This is a genomic window from Chromobacterium haemolyticum (assembly GCF_009936155.1).
GTDB lineage: Bacteria > Pseudomonadota > Gammaproteobacteria > Burkholderiales > Chromobacteriaceae > Chromobacterium > Chromobacterium haemolyticum.
On sequence record NZ_AP019312.1, the window covers coordinates 1,684,368 to 1,699,705 of the forward strand.

Sequence of the window (15,338 nt, forward strand, 5' to 3'; positions counted from 1 at the left end):
GATACGGCGTTGAAAACACCTTCGAAATGCTCATGTACCGTGTGTACACTCCGCTTTCTCAGCTGTTTTCGCCTTGTCTCACCTTAGCTCGCGAGATCGTAAACACGTTCTGAGACGCCGGCGGCGGGGCAAAGTGCCCGGCCGCCGGCCGGCAAAAAGCCGCCCGTGGGCGGCTGGATTCAACGGCTGCGGCCCTTGCCGGCGCCTGCTGGTTTGCCGGCCGGTTTGCTAATGGGCTTGCCGCGTCCGGCCGGCGCTTTGCCGGTTGCGGGTTTGGCGGTGGCTTTGGCCTGCGCGGGTTTGCCGCGCTGTCCGTGTCCGGCGGGGGCCGCGGCGCGCTGGCCGGGCGCCTTGTTGCGCGACAGCGGCGCGCCCATGCGGTGGCGCACGGCGGCGGCCTTGTCGCCCGGCGGCGTCGGCGGAATCAGGCAGTGTTTGCTGTGGCCGATCAAGTCCGCGCGGCCCATCTGGATCAGCGCGTCGTGGAGGATCTGCCAGTTGTCCGGGTGGTGGTAGCGCAAGAAGGCCTTGTGCAGCTTGCGGCGGTAGCCGTCGCGCACCACGTCCACTTTTTCCGAGCTGCGGCTCAAGCGCTTGAGCGGGTTGCGGCGGGTGTGCCACATGGTGGTGGCCATCGCCATCGGCGTGGGGGTGAAGGTTTGCACCTGGTCCAGGCGGAAGTTGTTCTTCTTCAGCCACAGCGCCAGGTTCATCATGTCTTCGTCGCTGGTGCCGGGGTGGGCGGCGATGAAGTAGGGGATCAAATACTGTTCCTTGCCGGCCTGGCGGCTGAAGCGTTCGAACAGTTCCTTGAACTTGTCGTATGCGCCCATGCCCGGCTTCATCATCATGGACAGCGGGCCGTCCTCGGTGTGTTCCGGGGCGATCTTCAGATAGCCGCCCACATGGTGTTGCACCAGTTCCTTGATGTATTCGGGCGAGCGCACGGCCAAGTCGTAGCGCAAGCCGGACTGGATGTTGATCTTCTTCACGCCCGGCAGGGCGCGCGCCTTGCGGTAGAGCTGGATTAGGTGGCTGTGGTCGGTGTTCAGGTTTTCGCAGATGTCCGGGAACACGCAGGACAGCTTCCTACAGGAGCGCTCGATCTTCGGGTCCTTGCAGGAGAGGCGGTACATATTGGCCGTTGGGCCGCCCAGGTCCGAGATGTGGCCGGTGAAGCCCGGGGTTTTGTCCCGGATTTCCTCGATTTCCTTGAGGATGGATTCCTCGGAACGGCTCTGGATGATGCGGCCTTCGTGCTCGGTGATGGAGCAGAAGGTACAGCCGCCGAAACAGCCGCGCATGATGTTGACCGAGTACTTGATCATTTCCCAGGCCGGAATGTTGGCGTCGCCGTAGCTGGGGTGCGGATTGCGGGCATAGGGCAGGCCGTAAACGTGGTCCATTTCCTCGGTGGTCAGCGGAATGGGCGGCGGGGTCAGCCACACGTCGCGCTCGCCGTGCATCTGCACCAGTGCGCGGGCGTTGCCGGGGTTGGATTCCAGGTGCAGGGTGCGGCTGGCGTGGGCGTACAGCACCGGGTCGTGGGCCACGGCTTCGTAGGCCGGGATGCGGATCACGGTCTTGGCGCGTTCGGCGCGGCGCTTGGCCAGCCGTTCTTCGCGCGATTCGATGCGGATTACCTGCGGCTTGGACGGGTCCTGGTCCTTGGTGGCTTCGGCCGCCTGTTCCGGGATTTCCTGGTAAGGGTTGAGGTGGGCGTCCACCTTGCCCGGCAGGTCCACCACGCTGGAATCCATCTCCTGCCATTCTTCGTCCGGACGCCAGCCGTGCGGCACGATGAAAGCGGTGCCGCGCACGTCGCGGATCTCGCTGAGTTTTTCGCCCCTGGCGGCGCGATGCGCCACTTCCACCAACGCGCGCTCGGCGTTGCCGTACAGCAGCAGGTCGGCCTTGGAGTTGATCAGCACCGACGGGCGCACTTTCTCGCTCCAGTAGTCGTAGTGGGCGATGCGGCGCAGGCTGGCCTCGATGCTGCCCACCATCACGCCCACGCCGGGGTAGGCCTCGCGGCAGCGCTGAGCATAGACGGTGACGGCGCGGTCCGGCCGTTTGTTGGCCGCGGCGTGCGGGGTGTAGGCGTCGTCCGAGCGCGGGCGGCGGTCCGCGGTGTAGCGGTTGATCATCGAGTCCATATTGCCGGCGGTGACGCCGAAGAACAGATTGGGCTTGCCCAGCTCGCGAAAAGCGTCCGCGGAGTGCCAATCCGGCTGGGAGATAATGCCCACGCGGAAGCCCTGGTCTTCCAGCAGCCGGCCCACCAACGCCATGCCGAAGCTGGGGTGGTCGATATAGCCGTCGCCGGTGACCAGGATGATGTCGCAGGAATCCCAGCCCAGCTGGTCCATCTCGGCGCGGGTCATCGGCAGGAACGGGGCGGGGCCAAAGCGGCTGGCCCAGTACTTGCGGTAGGAGGTGATCGGTTTGGCGGCGTGTGCGGTCGTCATGCTGGCAATGGACTGAAGTTCGAGCAACCAGACATTATGCCATAGTTGCGCCTTGCTTGTGGAATAAGCGCTTGTTTTTTATTGGGAATTGCCTTGGTTGCAGTAGGGTTTTGCCGGAGGGACGGTTTTGCTTATCAAAATCAAGGCGCTGCGCGTCCTGGCCGCAGGAATGGGAGACGAGGGTTTCGGCATGACATTCTCCTGTCGCAGGCGTATCCTAGCGGCCCACTCGCCAAGCCGGAAACGGCTTGCCAAGCCGCCGCCATGGCGCGGCCGGAGGAGGGCGTCGGGTAAAGCCGGTCCGGCCTGGGCGTCAGCCCCTTGCGTCCGACGCTCCTTCCGCGAGGGAAATTATTGTTTCAGGTAGGAGCTCAATATGACGAGCCAGATCGTATTGGTGGATGAAGCGGCGCAAGGCCGCTACGTGGATGAATTGGAGCAGGGCAAGGTTTTGTATCTGCCCAGCTTCGATTTCAAGCTGCTGGCCGAGGAGGGGGGCTTGCTGGATCCGGCCGTCGCCGATCCCAAGCGCAAGAACATCAGCCTGGAGCCGGACAACGGAGCCTTGCACGGCGTGGTGGGCGGCGCGGAGCGGGAGGCGGCGGTGCGCGGTTTGATCGCGCGTTACCAGCGGGCGGCCGCCGATCTGGCCGCGCGGCTGTTGCCGGAATACCAGGGCAAGCTGCGCGCCGCGCCCACCAGCCTGCGGCTGATGCGGGTGGAAGACCGCCGGACCTCCTGGCGCAAAGACGACAGCCGGCTGCACGTGGACGCGTTTCCGTCCCGTCCCAACTACGGCGAACGCATTCTGCGGGTGTTCTGCAACATCAATCCGCATGGCGAGCCCAGGGTGTGGCGGGTGGGCGAGCCGTTCACCGACATGGCGCGGCGCATGCTGCCGCGGGTGCCGCGGCAGTGGCCGGGCTCGGCGGCCTTGCTGGCGGCCTTGAAGATCACCAAGCGCAAGCGCAGCGCATACGACCATATCATGTTGCACTTGCACGACGCGATGAAGGCGGATTTAGATTACCAGCGCCAATGCCCGCAGGAAACCATGCCGTTTCCGCCCGGCTGCGCCTGGGTCTGTTTCTCCGACCACGCGTCTCACGCGGTGATGTCCGGCCAGTTCATGCTGGAGCAGACTTTCTGGCTGCCGGCGGCGGAGATGGCGCAGCCGCAACAGTCGCCGCTGGCGCTGTTGGAACAGTTGACGGGCAAGGTCTTGGTGTAAGGCGATCAAACGGGAGGCGGACGTGGCCGGTCCGCTCCCAGTCGGGGCGAAATCGGTTACAATCTTCGATTAGTCATAAATCGCACTGCACAAAACAATGAGCACGGAAAACAACGCGCCGGTTGTCAGCAATTTCATCCGCAACATCATTGACGAGGACCTGGCTTCCGGCAAGCACAGCGGCATCGTCACTCGCTTCCCGCCGGAGCCCAACGGCTACCTGCACATCGGTCACGCCAAATCCATTTGCCTGAACTTCGGCCTGGCCGATGATTACAAGGGCAAGTGCAATCTGCGCATGGACGACACCAATCCGGAGAAAGAGTCCGACGAGTTCGTGCAGTCGATCAAGGACAGCGTGGAGTGGCTGGGTTTCCACTGGGACGGCAACGTCCGTTTCGCTTCTGATTATTTCGAGCAGCTTTACGGCTACGCGGTGGAGCTGATCCAGAACGGCAAGGCCTTTGTCTGCGATCTGAACGCCGAAGAAATGCGCCAGTACCGCGGCAGCCTGACGGAGCCGGGCAAGAACAGCCCGTTCCGCGATCGCAGCGTGGAAGAAAACCTGGACCTGTTCGCCCGCATGCGGGCCGGCGAGTTCCCGGACGGCAGCAAGACGCTGCGTCTGAAAATAGACATGTCTTCCGGCAATGTGAACCTGCGCGACCCGGTGATCTACCGCATCCGCCGCGCGCATCATCACCGCACCGGCGACGCGTGGTGCATCTATCCGATGTACGACTACACCCACTGCATTTCCGACGCCATCGAGGGTATTACCCACTCCTTGTGCACGCTGGAGTTTGAAGACCACCGGCCGTTGTACGACTGGGTGCTGGACAATATCAGCATCGGCTGCCACCCGCGCCAGTACGAGTTCTCGCGCCTGGAGCTGCTGTACGCGCTGACTTCCAAGCGCAAGCTGCAGGCGCTGGTCAACGACGGCCTGGTGAGCGGCTGGGACGACCCGCGCATGCCCACGGTGGAAGGCATGCGCCGCCGCGGTTTCAGCCCGGCCGGCATCCGCCTGTTCGCTCAGCGCATCGGCGTGTCCAAGGGCGAGAACATCATTGACATGAGCGTGCTGGAAGGCGCGGTGCGGGAGACGCTGGAAAACGACTCTCCGCGCGTGATGGCGGTGGTGAAACCATTGAAAGTGACGTTGACCAACTACGACGCCGCCGTTACCGCCAGCCGCAGCGCGCCCTTCCATCCGCATCATCCGGAGTTTGGCGAGCGCGAAGTGCCGATTGCCCGCGAGATCTGGATTGAACAGGACGATTTCGCCGAAGTGCCGCCGCCCAAGTGGCAGCGCCTGACAGCCGGCGGCGAAGTGCGCCTGCGCTATTCCTACGTGATCAAGTGCGAGGAAGTGGTCAAGGACGCGGCTGGCAATGTGGTGGAACTCAAGTGCAGCATTGACCACGACACCCTGGGCAAGAACCCGGAAGGCCGCAAGGTCAAGGGCGTGATTCACTGGGTGTCCGCCGAACACGCGATCCAGGCCGAAGTGCGCTGGTACGAGCGTCTGTTCACCGAGCCGCGCCCGGACGCGGTGCGCGGCGAAGACGGCGAGTATGTCGATTTCCGCCAGTTCCTGAACGGCGAATCGCTGAGCACCGTCACCGCCTATGTCGAAGACGCCGTGTTGAAGGCCGAACCGGAGTCCCGCTTCCAGTTCGAACGCCTGGGCTACTTCGTCACCGACCGCCACGACCACCAGGCCGGCGGCAAGGCGGTATTCAACCGCACCGTGGGCCTGAAGGATAGCTGGAGCAAGTAAGCGCCGGCGCCTGGCTGGACGCTTTGCGTGTCCGGCTGGTGAATCACTTCCAGCAATGGCGGGCCCGCGGGTCCGCCATTTTTGCGGCTTGCGCAAGCCGCCGCCTGCATAAGAACGAGGATTAACGATGAAACTGTCCGTGAAACCGCTTGCCCTGTCCCTGTTGGCCGCCGGCCTGCTCTCCGCCTGCGCCGCCACGCCGGGCAAAGGCAATTTCGTTGAAGACAAGACTTACAAAATCACCATCCTGCACACCAACGACCACCATGGTCGTTTCTGGCCCAATAGCGACGGTGAATACGGGCTGGCCGCGCAAAAGACGCTGGTGGACCAGGTGCGCGCCGAGGTCAAGGCCGACGGCGGCTACATGCTGCTGCTGTCCGGCGGCGACATCAACACAGGGGTGCCGGAATCCGATCTGCAGGACGCGGAGCCGGACTTCCGCGGCATGAGCCGCATCGGCTACGACGCGATGGCGGTGGGCAACCACGAGTTCGACAAGCCGGTGCCGGTGCTGATGAAGCAGCGCCAGTGGGTCAACTTCCCCATGCTGTCCGCCAATATCTACCAGGACGGCAAGCGCATGTTCGATCCCTACGCGATGTTCAATCTGGGCGGGGTGAAAGTGGCGGTGCTGGGCCTGACCACCGACGACACCGCCAAGATGGTGAACCCGGAGCAGGTCAAGGGCATCGAGTTCCGCAGCCCGATCGCCGAGGCCGGCAAACTGGTGCCCGAACTGCGCCAGAAGGCCGATATCGTCATCGCCGCCACTCATATGGGCCATTACACCGACGGCCAGCACGGCGTGAACGCGCCGGGCGATGTGGAAATGGCGCGCGCGGTGAAGGGCTTGGACCTGATCGTGGGCGGCCACAGCCAGAACCCAGTGTGCATGAAGGCGGAGAACCAGCGCGACGACGCCTATGTGCCGGGCGCGCCCTGCGCGCCGGACCGCCAGAACGGCGCCTGGATCGTGCAGGCGCACGAGTGGGGCAAATACGTGGGCCGCGCCGATTTCGAGTTCCGCAACGGCAAGCTCAAGCTTTCCAAATACCAGCTGATGCCGGTCAACCTGAAGAAAAGCGTCAAGGGCGTGGACGGCAAGGAACAGAAAGTGCCGTACACCCAGCTGATCGAGGAAGACGGCAAGTTGCGCAACTTCCTGCAAAACTATCAGAACAAAGGTCAGGCGGCGCTGGATGTGCCGGTGGGCCGGACCAGCGCCAAGCTGGACGGCGACCGCGGCGTGGTGCGCAGTCAGCCCACCAATCTGGGTGTGTTCGTCGGCAAGGTGATGATGGACAAGGTCAAGGCGGACTTCGCCGTATCCAATTCCGGCGGCATCCGCGATTCGTTGCCGGCCGGCGCGATCAACTACCGCGACGTGTTGAAGGTGTTCCCCTTCGGCAGCACCCTGGCCTATGTGGACCTGAACGGCCAGGAGGCGCTGGACTATCTGAAAGCCGCCGCGAGCATGACGCCCGGCGCGGGCGCCTTCGGCCAGTTTGCCGGTGTCAAGCTGCGCATCGTCGGCGGCCAGCTGCAGCAGGCGCTGATCGGCGGCCAGCCCATTGATCCGTCCAAGACCTATCGGATGGCGATCAACAGCTTCATCGCCGCGGGCGGCGATGGCTACCCGGTGATGAACAAGCATCCGGGTTACGTCAACACCGGCTTCGTCGACGCCGAGATGCTGCGCGAATACATCGCCGCGCATTCGCCCATAGACGCCGCGGCTTACTCGCCCGGAGACGCGGTGACGCGCAACTGAGCGCGGCCGGCAAATAGACAATTCAGCCGCGGCCCAAGGTCGCGGTTTTGCGAAAGAACCTCATGGATTACCAAAGCTTGAGCCGGACGGTGTCGCACGCCTTGCGTCACGAGCCCTGGCTGTATGAACTGGAGTTGGACGACGCCGGCTGGGTGCCGTTAACGGCCTTGCTGGCGGCACTGCGCGCCGAGCGTAAAGAATGGCGCGATCTGGCGGTTGCTGACCTGATTGAAATGATCGCGCGTTCCGAGAAGAAGCGACATGAGATCGACGGCGACTGCATCCGCGCGTTTTACGGCCATTCTTTGCCGGGCAAATTGTCAAAACAGCGGAGCGCGCCGCCGGCGTGGCTCTACCATGGAACGTCGCCGGAAACCGCCGCGTTGATACGCCAAAGCGGCTTGCTGCCCATGGAGCGGCAGTATGTGCATTTGTCGGTAGATACCGAAACTGCGATGCAGGTGGGTGGCCGTAAGGCAGGTGCGCCAGTTTTGCTCAAGGTGGATGCCGCCGCAGCGCATGCGGCGGGAACGGCCTTCTACCACGGCAATGAGATGGTGTGGCTGGCGGATGAGGTGCCGGCCGAATTCATTCTGCCGACAGCTTGGTAAACGGGGTCCGGTCGAGCGGACCTGTTGGGCACTTGTAGACTAAAACCGCAGCCGAGGCTGCGGTTTTTTCTTGCGGGCCTTGCCTGTCTTGGCTTGGCGGCTTGCTGACCTTTGGGCCCGGTGAATACGCGGGCGAGCTTGCCTAGGGTAATGGAGGCAGTGGCAGCTTGAGACGGTGGCCGCCTTCCGCGCGTCGACGCGTGGAAACCGGCCTGAGAGGTTTGGCGTTTGAACCCTTACAGGAGAACGATCATGGCTCAGCAAGGTGTATTCACTCTTCCCCCGCGCATCAACTTCGGCGTCACCGCGTTGACCAACGCGGCTTACCAGCAAAACATCACCGTGTACGTGGACAATGAACCGCGCGCCACTTTCAGCGGCAGCGGCGTGGACGACCGCAACTTGGGCACCCGGGTGATCAATTCCGGCTCCGGCGCGGTGCGGATCGCGGTGACGGTCAACGGCAAGCAGTCCGATCTGGTGTCCAGCCAGGTGGTGCTGGCCAATCGCCTGAACCTGGCCTTGGTGGGCGCGGAAGACGGCGCGGATCAGGATTACAACGATTCGATCGTGGTATTGAATTGGCCGCTGGGTTAAGGCTCGCCTGGCGGATGAACAAAGCCCCCTGGCGGGGGCTTTGTCGTTTTAGTCTTCCAGGGTTTCGTGGCTGGCGGCCTTGCCCTCGCGCCAGTAGCTGGCGGCGCGGATGCGGCTCTTGTCTATGCCGCGCTCTTCGCGCAGGTGTTGGCGTACCGCGCGGATGGCGTGGTATTCGCCGGCGGCCCAGACAAAGCCTTCGCCCGCCGGCAGCGTCAGCGGCTTGAGCGCGGCGAGCAGCGCCGGCTCCGCGGCTTCGGCGTCCTGGTGCACCCAGCGGACGTCGGCGTTGGGATGCTCGGGCAGTTCGCAGCGCTGATCCGCCTCGCTGGTTTGCAGCAGGGCGATGACCTTGGCGGCGGGCGGCAGTTCGGCCAGGCGGCGGCGGATGGCGGGCAAGGCGGATTCGTCGCCGATCAGTAGATGCCAGTCGAAAGCCGCCGGAATGACCAAGGAGCCGCGCGGGCCGCCTATGCCCAGGTATTGGCCGGGCTTGGCCTGGGCAGCCCAACTGGTGGCGGGGCCGGCGTCGTGCAGCACGAATTCCAGATCCAGCTCCAGCCGTTCCGGGTCGAAGCGGCAGGGGGTGTAGTCGCGCGCGGTCGGGCGCGGCTGGCCTTCCGGGTAAATCAGGGTTTCGTCCACCAGCGCCGGCAACGCGGGCTTGGCGTCCGGGTGCTCGGGGAAGAACACTTTGAGGTGGTCGTCGAAGGAGGCGGTGGTGAAGCCGGCCAGTTCTTCGCCGCCCAGGGTGACGCGGAGCAGCTTGGGGCCGAGCGAGCGGATGGCGCGCACTTGCAGCAGGCGGAAGCGCAGCGGGTGGCGCAGGCGCTGAACGGTCAGTTCGGGTGTGGTCATAGGGAGTCCTGTGTTGAAGTCGTGGCTGGGCGCTTGGGGGCGTAAATCGTTCTTAGCGGGTCTTAGCCGGTGTCGCCCAGAATTTGCGCACAGGCCTGTTGTAGTATGGCGGCGATGCGGCGCTGTTCGTCCTCGTCGACGTTGGCGGTTCGCATCAGCGCTTGCTTCAGTTCGCCGCGGGCCCGGGTCAGTTCCGGAATCCAGCTGCCGGCGGCGTCGTCCGGCGGCGGCATTTCTCCGGTCAGCGCGCGGCGGATCGAGTTCATCTTGCGCGCGATGTGCTGCAGCCGCGCCATCATCCATTCCACTTGCTCGCGGTTTTGCTCCAGATAGACGCGGCCGGCTTCCGCCAGCGCGTAGCATTTGCGGTTGCCCTCCTGGCTCACGGTGACGTGGCCCAACTCCTCCAGATAGGTTAGCGCCGGGTAGACCATGCCGGGGCTGGGGCTGTAAAAGCCGTTGCTGCGGCTTTGCAGCGCCTTGATCAATTCGTAGCCGTGGCTGGGCCGCTCTTCCAGCAGGGCCAGCAACAGCAGCTGCAGTTCGTCGGAGCTGAATTTGCGGCCGCGGGTCATGCTCTCGTCGTCGCCGCCAAATCCGCCGAAGCCGCTGTGTCGGCCATGGCCGCCGCCGTGGCCGTGATGGGCCATCGCGTGGAGGCGATGATGCGCGTGGCGTCCGCCCAGGCGGCGGAGCAGGGTGTCGAGACGGTGAGGCATGGCGGCTCTCCTGAAGAAAATATATCTTAAGATATGTTTTTCGATATAAGAAAGTCAAGCCGGCCCGGTGGGAAAGGCGCTGGGCTGTGGCGTTTTGGGCACGGGGCAAAAGAAAAGCCGCCCGGAGGCGGCTGGAAGAAAGTGGGCGCTGTTTCAGTCGCCGCTGACCACGTCCACGCCCTTGGGCGGCACGAAGGCGAAGCGGGAGGCGGAAAGCGGCGGGTTCCGCTGCGGCGCGCTGAAGCTGACCTTGGTGTGGTTGCCGAAGCTGTCGGTCAATTCCATTTCCACCAGCATATTGGCCTTGAAGCCCATGCGGATGGCGCTGAAGCTGTTGTCGGCCTGCTTGGGGCTGGCGGACAGCCATTCCACCTCGCCGCTCTTGCCGGCTTCCTTCAATTGATAGTTCTGTTCGATGGCGTTGTTGCCGGCCAGCAGCGCCGCAGGACTGGAGCCCAGCGCCGCGCCCTGCGCCTTGCGGGTGACTTGCGCCAGGTCCTTGTCGTAGACCCACAGCGTCTTGCCGTCGCCGACGATCAATTGTTCATAGGGCTTGTTGTACTCCCAGCGGAATTTGCCGGGACGAGCGATTTCCAGCCGGCCGCTGGCTTCCTCGCGCTTGTTCTTGTTGCTGACCACTTGTTTGAAGTCGGCGCTCAGGGTTTTGTTGCCTGCGACGAAGGCCTTGAGCTGGGCTACGGCGTCAGCGTTGGCGGCGGCCGGCAGCGCCAGGGCGGCGAGGATGAGTGTGGCGGAGATCGGTTTCATCTTCATGCGGGGAAATCCTTGCGGTGGGCGGCCCGGGCCGCGTGACCAAGATGGGACCGCCGGTGCGGCGCGGGGTTTCCTCGAGCGGGCCGGCGGCGTTGCTGGTTTGTTAGCGATTATTGCGCGGCGGACGCGTCCGGAGTGGCTGCGGCCGCGCCTTCGTCGTCGGCGGCCGGCGCCTGGTTCAGCGCGTGCAGCGCCAGGCCCAGCGATTTCAGCCATTCCGGCTTGTCCAGGCGCTCCAGGTCCAGAATGTCCGCCTCGGCGGGCTGGAAGGCGAACACCGGCTTGCCCTGGTTGCTGTAGCGGATGTCGGCGTGGGCCTGGCCGCGGAAGCGCGGGCTGTCGAAGCGTATGGTCTGGCGGATGGCCAGCAGGTCACCGCCGCGGCTGACGTAGAGATCGCTGACGGTGCTGCTGTTCAGCGGATTGGCTTCGGAGGCCTTGATCAGGCTGTCGATCAGTTGCAGCAGGCTTTCGCTGCCCAGCGTACCGGGTTTGATCTGCGGTTTGCGCGCGGCTTCCTGACGCGCGACCTGGATCAGGCCGGCGATGATGTGGGAAGCCATCTGGTTTTCCTGGGCGCGGTTCATGGCGATGCGCAGCCGGTAGCGCGCGCCCAGTTCCGCTGCGCGCGAGTCTAGCGGCTGGAAGCTGAACGCCTGCTTGTCTACCTTGGCGTAGGCTTCGTCCAGCAGTTTCGGCATGGCCTGGTACATGGCCTGCAGCGGGAAGTTGTCGGCCACGCGCTGCGGCAGCCGCACGCGCAGGAACTTGCCTTCGTAGGCTTGCATTTCCGGCACGAACAGATAGGCGGCGGACGGGTCCACCAGCAAGGACAGGTCCTTGGCGTGGAATTGCAGCGGCAGTTGCACGCTGGTCAGCAGGTTGCGGCGTTCCAGACGCAGCGCCGGAATCAGCTCCAGCTTGCCGCCCGGCACGTCCAGCGCGGCCCTGACGTTGAGGCGCATGCTGCGGGCGATTTGATCGGCGGCGGAGGCGGCGGCCTGCTCCAGTTGGCCGCCGTCTTCCTTGGCTTTGTCGACTTCGGCGACGTTCAGTTCGTCGAAGCCGATGTCGGCGTCGATGTTGTAGCCTTTGCTGTTCCAGTTTTGCAGCATGATCTTGCGGACGGCCTGGTCGGCGCTCTTGTTGGCGAGCGGGGAGACGCAGCCGGTCAGCAGCGCAATGCCGCACAGCGCGGCGCATAGTCCCGATTTTTTCAGACGCATGGAGTTTCCTTGAGCGAGATTCTGCGCCGGGTGGGCGGGGGGCGGTTTCGGCGCGAGCCGGACATTTTAACGCATCCGGCATCGCCTATGTCATGCGGAGCCGGGGCGCGGCGGCCCCGGCTGCGGGCGTCAGCTGAATTTATTGGTGATCGGGTAGCGCCAGTCCTTGCCGAAACCGCGGTGGGTCACGCGCGGGCCCACCGGCGCCTGGCGGCGTTTGTACTCGTTGATCTTCAGCAGCCGCACCACGCGGCGCACGTCGGCCTCGGCGTAGCCTTCGGCGATGATGGCCTCGGCGGACAGGTTTTCCTCCACGTAGCGCGCCATGATGGCGTCCAGCACCTCATAGGGCGGCAGGCTGTCCTGGTCGGTCTGGTCCGGGCGCAATTCCGCCGACGGCGGCCGGGTAATAATGCGTTCCGGGATGATCTTGCCTTGCAGATTGCGCCAGCGGCACAGTTCGAACACCAGGGTCTTGGCCACGTCCTTGAGCACGGCGAAACCACCGGCCATATCGCCGTACAGGGTGCAGTAGCCGGTGGTCATTTCCGATTTGTTGCCGGTGGTGAGCACCAGCTTGCCGCTCTTGTTGGACAGCGCCATCAGCAGGGTGCCGCGGATGCGCGCCTGCAGGTTTTCCTCGGTGGTGTCCTCGGCCAGGCCGGCGAAGCTGGGCGCCAGCGCCTGAACGAAGCTTTCGTACATCGGCCAGATTTCGATTTCGTCGTATTTCACGCCCAAGCGGTTCACCATGTCGCGGGAGTCGGTCACCGAGATGTCCGCGGTGTAGCGTGAGGGCATCATCACCGCGTGCACCTTGTCCGCGCCCAGCGCGTCCACCGCCACCGCCAGCGTCAGCGCGGAGTCTATGCCGCCGGACAGGCCCAGCAGCGCGCCGGGGAAGCCGTTTTTGCCTATGTAGTCGCGCACGCCGGTCACCAGCGTCCGGTAGACGCTTTCCAGCGGGCCGGGCAGCGCCGCTTTAGCGCCGGGCAGCAGGTCGCCGTTGTCGAAGTCGACGATCAGCAGCTCGTCGTCGTAGGCGGCGGCCTGGGCCACCACCTCGCCGGCGCGGTTGACGGCGAAGGAGGCGCCGTCGAACACCAGTTCGTCCTGGCCGCCGGTGAGGTTGACGTAGGCGAAGGGCAGGCCGGTTTCCTCGGCGCGGAAGCGCACCACGTCGTGGCGGGTTTCAATCTTGTTGCGATGGAAGGGGGAGGCGTTGAGCACCACCACCACGTCCGCGCCCGCGTCCGCTGCTTCGGCGGCCGGGTCGACGGACCACACGTCCTCGCAGATCAGCACGCCCACCTTGGCGTCGCCCTGCTGGAACACCAGGGGCGCCGCGCCGGGGGTGAAATAGCGGCATTCGTCGAACACTTCGTCGTTGGGCAGCAGCATCTTGTGATACTGGCCCAGGCGGTTGCCGTCGCGCAGCACGGTGGCGGCGTTGAAGCGCTCCGAGCCCATCCGGGCCGGGTGTCCCACCACCAGAGTGATGCCGTCCAGCTCCAGCAACTCGTCCAGCGCCTGGCTGCAGGCGCGGTAGAAGCTGTCGCGCAGCAGCAGATCTTCCGGGCTGTAGCCAGTCAAGGCCAGCTCCGGCGTGACCAGCACGTCCGCGCCCTGGGCGATGGCGGCGTGGGCGAGGTCGAGGATTTTGCGGGTGTTGCCGGCGATATCGCCGACAACGGGGTTGAACTGGGCGAGCGCGATACGCATCTTGATAGGGAACCGAATGTTTCGAGATAGCTGGAATTTTACCTGATAGACGGCGCAAACGCCCGAGAGGAATCATGGTGTCGCTGCAATTGCATGAGAGAGTGGGCGCCTGGAGCGCGGAACAATGGGCCGGGCTGGGGGAGAGCGGCAATCTGTTCATGGGCCGCCCATGGCTGGAAGCGCTAGAGCGGGCCGCTTGCGTGGGCGAGGCCAGCGGCTGGCAGCCCTTGCCGCTGGCAGTAGAGCGGGAGGGCCGCTTGCAGGCGCTGGCGCCGGCTTATTTGAAGCGCCATTCGCGCGGCGAATACGTGTTTGACTGGGCCTGGGCCGAAGCCTATGCGCGCGCCGGGCTGCAATACTATCCCAAGCTGGTGGTGGCGTCGCCGTTCAGCCCGGTGAGCGGCCGACGGCTGCTGGGCGACGCGGCGGCCTGGCCGCAATTGATCGCCGGCCTGGAGCAGGTTGTGGACGAGCACGGCTTGTCGTCGGCTCATGTGCTGTTTCCCACGGCGGAGGAGGCGCAAGTCCTGGGCGAGGCCGGCTGGCTGCTGCGCGATGGCGTGCAGTTCCACTGGCGCAACCGCGGCTACGCCGACTTCGACGCCTTGCTGGCGACGCTGAGCCGCGACAAGCGCAAGAAGATCCGCCAGGAGCGGCGCAAGGTGGCCGAGGCCGGCGTCAGCGTGCGGGCGCTGCGCGGCGAGGCCATAGCCGCCGAGGACTGGGCGTTTTTCTACCGTTGCTACCGCCAGACTTATCTGGAGCATCGCTCCGCGCCCTATCTGAATCCGGCCTTTTTCGCCTTGCTGGCGGAGAGGCTGGGTCCGCATTGCCTGATGTTCGTCGCCGAGCGGGACGGCGAGCCGGCGGCGGCCAGCCTGTGCCTGGTGCAGGACGGGGTGCTGTACGGGCGTTACTGGGGTGCGTTGGTCGACATTCCCTGCCTGCATTTCGAGCTGTGCTATTACCAAGGCCTGGAGTATGCGATCCACGCCGGCCTGCAATGCTTCGAGGGCGGCGCCCAGGGCGAGCACAAGCTGGCGCGCGGCTTTGAACCGGAGCGCACCTGGTCCGCCCACTATATCGTCGACCCGCGCTTTCGCGCGGCGATAGCCGGCTGGCTGCGGCGCGAGCGCGAAGGGGTGGGCGAGTATGTCGACGCGCTTTTTTCTCATTCCGCTTACAAAACACTTGCGCCGGATGAATAGGGCTTATATACTGCGCATCCTCTGTGAACGAAACGCCAAGCGCCTTGTTTCACGGGGATTCTGGAGAGGTGGATGAGTGGTTTAAGTCGCACGCCTGGAAAGCGTGTTTAGGGTAATACCCTAACGGGGGTTCGAATCCCCCCCTCTCCGCCAGAATCAATAAAAACTGCCCTGGCGGTTTTTTTATTGCTCCGGCTCAGCCGGCGCAAACAAGCAAGACACCTCCGGAGAGGTGGATGAGTGGTTTAAGTCGCACGCCTGGAAAGCGTGTTTAGGGTAATACCCTAACGGGGGTTCGAATCCCCCCCTCTCCGCCAAAGCAAGCAAAAAGCCCTGACTGTTTCAGTCAGGGCTTTTTCGCGTTCGG

The 15,338-nt window shown here is 64.4% G+C and carries 12 protein-coding genes and 2 tRNA genes; 8 read left to right on the forward strand and 6 right to left on the reverse strand.

Annotated elements, in window-relative coordinates:
- Positions 1 to 179: 179 nt before the first annotated feature.
- Positions 180 to 2,468: a YgiQ family radical SAM protein gene (locus tag GYH29_RS07785; protein ID WP_039755501.1), complete on the reverse strand. Its 2,289-nt coding sequence runs from the start codon at positions 2,466 to 2,468 to the stop codon at positions 180 to 182.
- Positions 2,469 to 2,844: 376 nt separating this feature from the next.
- On the opposite strand from GYH29_RS07785, the gene GYH29_RS07790 reads away from it, so the two are divergent.
- The 5 genes from GYH29_RS07790 (at position 2,845) to GYH29_RS07810 (ending at position 8,464) form a co-directional block, all read left to right on the forward strand.
- Entirely contained in the window at positions 2,845 to 3,699 is an 855-nt protein-coding gene (locus tag GYH29_RS07790) for a Kdo hydroxylase family protein (protein WP_081576405.1), read from the forward strand.
- Positions 3,700 to 3,796: 97 nt separating this feature from the next.
- Positions 3,797 to 5,482: a glutamine--tRNA ligase/YqeY domain fusion protein gene (locus GYH29_RS07795; RefSeq protein ID WP_081576404.1), complete on the forward strand. Its 1,686-nt coding sequence runs from the start codon at positions 3,797 to 3,799 to the stop codon at positions 5,480 to 5,482.
- A gap of 127 nt (positions 5,483 to 5,609) precedes the next feature.
- Complete coding sequence (gene ushA, locus GYH29_RS07800) at positions 5,610 to 7,256, forward strand: bifunctional UDP-sugar hydrolase/5'-nucleotidase UshA (RefSeq protein WP_019102020.1); 1,647 nt, start codon at positions 5,610 to 5,612, stop codon at positions 7,254 to 7,256.
- Between the two features lie 62 nt (positions 7,257 to 7,318).
- A complete protein-coding gene (locus GYH29_RS07805; RefSeq protein WP_081576402.1) occupies positions 7,319 to 7,867 on the forward strand; it encodes an RNA 2'-phosphotransferase in 549 nt (182 codons plus the stop codon).
- A 252-nt stretch (positions 7,868 to 8,119) separates the two neighbouring features.
- On the forward strand, positions 8,120 to 8,464 hold the full coding sequence (locus GYH29_RS07810; RefSeq protein ID WP_019102018.1) for a fucose-binding lectin II: 345 nt from the start codon (positions 8,120 to 8,122) through the stop codon (positions 8,462 to 8,464).
- A 48-nt stretch (positions 8,465 to 8,512) separates the two neighbouring features.
- Here the strand turns inward: GYH29_RS07810 and GYH29_RS07815 are convergent, their stop codons facing one another.
- The 5 genes from GYH29_RS07815 to GYH29_RS07835 form a co-directional block, all read right to left on the reverse strand.
- Positions 8,513 to 9,322: a siderophore-interacting protein gene (locus tag GYH29_RS07815; RefSeq protein ID WP_118266941.1), complete on the reverse strand. Its 810-nt coding sequence runs from the start codon at positions 9,320 to 9,322 to the stop codon at positions 8,513 to 8,515.
- 62 nt (positions 9,323 to 9,384) lie between these two features.
- On the reverse strand, positions 9,385 to 10,041 hold the full coding sequence (locus tag GYH29_RS07820) for a PadR family transcriptional regulator (RefSeq protein ID WP_161523479.1): 657 nt from the start codon (positions 10,039 to 10,041) through the stop codon (positions 9,385 to 9,387).
- 153 nt (positions 10,042 to 10,194) lie between these two features.
- On the reverse strand, positions 10,195 to 10,815 hold the full coding sequence (lolA, locus tag GYH29_RS07825) for an outer membrane lipoprotein chaperone LolA (RefSeq protein WP_019102015.1): 621 nt from the start codon (positions 10,813 to 10,815) through the stop codon (positions 10,195 to 10,197).
- 110 nt (positions 10,816 to 10,925) lie between these two features.
- Positions 10,926 to 12,041, reverse strand: coding sequence for a hypothetical protein (locus GYH29_RS07830; protein WP_161523480.1), 1,116 nt, complete (start codon positions 12,039 to 12,041; stop codon positions 10,926 to 10,928).
- A gap of 129 nt (positions 12,042 to 12,170) precedes the next feature.
- Positions 12,171 to 13,763, reverse strand: a complete 1,593-nt coding sequence (locus GYH29_RS07835) for an NAD+ synthase (RefSeq protein WP_161523481.1) — start codon at positions 13,761 to 13,763, stop codon at positions 12,171 to 12,173.
- Between the two features lie 74 nt (positions 13,764 to 13,837).
- Between GYH29_RS07835 and GYH29_RS07840 the strand changes: the two genes are divergently transcribed.
- From GYH29_RS07840 to GYH29_RS07850, 3 genes are all read left to right on the forward strand, one after another.
- Positions 13,838 to 14,971, forward strand: a complete 1,134-nt coding sequence (locus GYH29_RS07840; RefSeq protein WP_019102012.1) for a GNAT family N-acetyltransferase — start codon at positions 13,838 to 13,840, stop codon at positions 14,969 to 14,971.
- Positions 14,972 to 15,033: 62 nt separating this feature from the next.
- A tRNA-Ser gene (locus tag GYH29_RS07845) sits at positions 15,034 to 15,124 on the forward strand.
- A 73-nt stretch (positions 15,125 to 15,197) separates the two neighbouring features.
- A tRNA-Ser gene (locus GYH29_RS07850) sits at positions 15,198 to 15,288 on the forward strand.
- Positions 15,289 to 15,338: the final 50 nt, after the last annotated feature.